Consider the following 3,401-nt stretch of genomic DNA (forward strand, 5'->3'; position numbering starts at 1 on the left):
GGCTGCGGCTGGGCGTGGCGGACCTGCCCGCGGGCGTGCCCGCCCCGGACGTGCTCGCCGCGAACCTGCCCTACAACATCGCGGTGCCGCTGCTGCTGGGCGTGCTCGAACGGCTGCCGTCGCTGCGCCGCGGCCTGGTCATGGTGCAGGCGGAGGTCGCCGACCGGCTGACGGCGCCACCCGGCAGCCGGGTGTACGGCGCGCCCAGCGTGAAGCTGGCCTGGTATGCGCACTCGCGGTCGGCGGGCGGCGTGCCCCGTCCGGTCTTCTGGCCGCAGCCGAACGTCGACTCCGGGCTGGTCGCCTTCACCCGCCGGACCCCGCCGGCACCGGTGGAGCTGCGCGCCGAGGTCTTCGCCGCCGTCGACGCCGCGTTCGCCCAGCGCCGCAAGACGCTGCGCACCGCCCTGGTGCCCTGGGCCGGCTCGCGTGAGGCCGCGACGGCACTGGCGCAGGCGGCCGGAGTCGACCCCGGCGCCCGCGGCGAGACCCTCGATGTCGACGCCTTCTGCCGCCTCGCCGCCGCCCGTGTCACCGCCGGCACCGCTGCCGCTGGCGCCGCACCTCGACCCGCAGATCGCGGGCCGATCCCACGAGACGAGTAGGTCCGGACTCGGACGGGCCGATTGCGGTGCGTTCTGTACGGTTCCAACCCGGCAACCGTGCTCACCGCACCGCAATTCGGCCGTTGCCGGTGAACGCCCCGTGCGGCCGCGGTGCATCCGCCATCTCTCGGCGCTGGATGGCGCTGGCTTCCGGGGCGCGGTCAGGGGGCGGCGATGCCGACGGCGCGGCGGACGCCTTCGAGGACGGGGCGGGCGCGGTCGCGGGCCTGCTCGGCGCCGGCGTCGAGGATCGCGTCGAGTTCGCTGCCGGGGGCGACGAGGGCCTCGTACTGCTCGCGCAGCGGCGACAGCCAGGCGTTGACGGTCTCGAACAGGGCGTTCTTCAGTTCGCCCCAGCCGGTGCCGCCCTGCTCCAGGCGGATCCGCATCTCCTTGATCGCCTCGGGGGTGGCGAAGTTCTCGAACAGCGCGAACGCCGCCGAGGCGTCCGGGTCCTTCGGCTGCTCCACCGGTGTGCTGTCGCTCACGATGCCGCGGATGAGCTTCCGTAGCTGCTTCTCGGGAGCGAACAGGGGAATTGTGTTCTTGTAGGACTTGCTCATCTTGCGGCCGTCGGTGCCGGGTAGTGCCCGGGCCGAGATGCCGGCCGGATAAATTCCCTCCGGAACCTTCAGGCGGAACACGTCGCCGAAGAGGTGATTGAACGAGCCGGCGATGTCGGCGGCGTATTCGACGTGCTGCGACTGGTCCTGCCCGACGGGCACCACGTCGGTGTTCATGATGAGAATGTCGACGGCCATCAGAATCGGATAGTTGAACAGGCCCATGTTGATCCCGGCGTCCAGATCCGCAACGCCGGACTCGGCGTTGCGGTCGCGGGCGGCCTTGTAGGCGTGCGCCCGGTTCATCAGGCCCTTGCCGGTGACGCAGGACAGCACCCAGGACAGCTCGAAGATCTCGGGGACGTCGGACTGGCGGTAGAAGACCGTGCGCGCCGGGTCGAGGCCGAGCGTGATCCAGGTGGCCGCCACCGACCGGGTGTAGCTCGCCAGCTCCCTGCGGTCGCGAATCGACGTCAGGGCGTGATAGTCGGCGATGAAGTAGATCGACTCGTAGGTCGAGGTGAGCTCCAGCGAAGGCCGGATCGCTCCGATGTAGTTCCCGAGATGCGGCTCGCCCGTCGGCTTGATGCCGGTCAGCGAGACCTTCGGCTGTTGCGCTGCCATAGCTGCGCAGTCTACGGAGGCGCCCCGAGCCGGCGGCCCGGGGCGCCTCCGTCAGGCGTCGCCGGCAGGCGCCTCTGTCAGGCGTCGCCGCCGAACAGGCCGGTCACGGAGCCGTCCTCGAAGACCGCCTTGATCGCCGCGGCCAGCAGCGGGGCGATCGACAGCTCGGTGATCTTGTCTATCCGGGCCTCGCTGGGCAGCGGCAGGGTGTTCGTGAGGACGACCTCGCTGATCTCGGAGTTCTTCAGCCGGTCGGCCGCCGGTCCGGACAGCACGCCGTGCGTCGCCGCCGCGATGACGTCGGTTGCACCGTGCGCCTTGAGCGACTCCGCCGCCTTCGTGATGGTGCCGGCCGTGTCGATCATGTCGTCGACGATGACGCAGGTGCGGCCGCGGACCTCGCCGACCACGTCGAACATCTTCACCTGGTTGGGCACGTCCGGGTCACGCCGCTTGTGGATGATGGCCAGCGGGCAGCCCAGCCGATCGGTCCAGCGCTCGGCCACCCGCACCCGGCCCGAGTCGGGTGCGACGACGGTGACCTCGGAGGTGTCCAGCTTGTTCTCGATGTAGTCGGCGAGCAACGGCAGCGCGAACAGGTGGTCCACCGGGCCGTCGAAGAAGCCCTGGATCTGCGCGGTGTGCAGGTCGACCGACATGAGCCGGTGCGCACCGGCGGTCTTGAACAGGTCGGCGACGAGCCGGGCCGAGATCGGTTCGCGGCCGCGGTGCTTCTTGTCCTGGCGGGCGTACGGGTAGAAGGGCGCGACCACGGTGATCCGCTTGGCGCTCGCCCGCTTCAGGGCGTCCACCATGATCAGTTGCTCCATCAGCCAGGTGTTGACCGGCGCCGAATGGCACTGCAGGACGAAGGCGTCGCAGCCGCGGACCGATTCGGAGAAGCGAACGAAGATCTCGCCGCTGGCGAACTCGTAGGCGTTCGTCGGCACGGGCTCGACGTCGAGTGCGGCCGCCACCTCCGCCGCGAGGCCGGGGTGCGAGCGTCCCGCGAAGAGCATCAGGTTGCGCCGGTTCTCGGTCTGGTAGGCCACCGCGTTCTCCTCGGACGTGACGGATGATCAAGTTGGGGTTCGCGACGTGTCGGCCCGGCGAGCCGCCCCGACGCCGATCGCCGGGCGGTACGGGCGGGCGGTCTGCCTTGCGGGCGGGATGGGTGGTGGGCGGGCGTGTCTCGGGCTTACCCGGTCCGGCGTCCGTAAGCGGGACGCGGCTGGTCGCGGGACTGCCGCCGCCGTGGGGCCGTCGGCGGCGTGGCTGCGCGCGGGGCGCTGCTTCGCGCGGCCCGCCGGCCGGCCGATGCGGCCGGACCGATGGGGCGGTGTGCATCCCCCCGCTGGTCAGAAGGTTGGGACCGATGCCTCTACGTTCTGCTTCCCGCTCCGGGAACGCCAGCGATCCCGGCCTCGCCTCCGCGGGTGTGCGTCAAGTCACCCCGACCGTGCGGCTCGGCATCGGGCGCGCCGACCTCGGGCGCCTGTGCGCTGAGGGAGTCAGCGCTGAGGGAGTCAGCGCCAGCGCCGAGGGAGTCGACCGGTGGTGCCGCGTCGGGGACGGCGGGAACCGGCGGGGCACCGGCGGGGGGGGGCGC

At 71.6% G+C, this 3,401-nt stretch carries 4 protein-coding genes; 2 read left to right on the forward strand and 2 right to left on the reverse strand.

Features of this window, described 5'->3' with window-relative positions; translation table 11 throughout:
* A partial coding sequence (locus ND748_RS28450) for an rRNA adenine dimethyltransferase family protein (RefSeq protein ID WP_251749269.1) occupies nucleotides 1-605 on the forward strand: 605 nt, incomplete at its 5' end.
* A gap of 161 nt (nucleotides 606-766) precedes the next feature.
* Here the strand turns inward: ND748_RS28450 and ND748_RS28455 are convergent.
* Nucleotides 767-1,792 (reverse strand): tryptophan--tRNA ligase, encoded by a 1,026-nt coding sequence (locus tag ND748_RS28455; protein ID WP_251749270.1) that lies wholly within the window; start codon nucleotides 1,790-1,792, stop codon nucleotides 767-769.
* 77 nt (nucleotides 1,793-1,869) lie between these two features.
* Nucleotides 1,870-2,844, reverse strand: coding sequence for a ribose-phosphate diphosphokinase (locus ND748_RS28460; protein WP_308205754.1), 975 nt, complete (start codon nucleotides 2,842-2,844; stop codon nucleotides 1,870-1,872).
* A gap of 323 nt (nucleotides 2,845-3,167) precedes the next feature.
* Between ND748_RS28460 and ND748_RS28465 the strand changes: the two genes are divergently transcribed.
* On the forward strand, nucleotides 3,168-3,401 hold a 234-nt coding region (locus ND748_RS28465; protein ID WP_251749271.1), incomplete at its 3' end, for a hypothetical protein.

Source organism: Frankia sp. AiPs1, from assembly GCF_023716945.1.
Classification (GTDB): Bacteria; Actinomycetota; Actinomycetes; order Frankiales; family Frankiaceae; genus Frankia.

Coding starts and splice junctions, on each gene's coding strand:
- ND748_RS28455 (WP_251749270.1), bottom strand. CDS start 1,792: ATGGCAGCGCAACAGCCGAAGGTCTCGCTGACCGGCATCAAGCCGACG.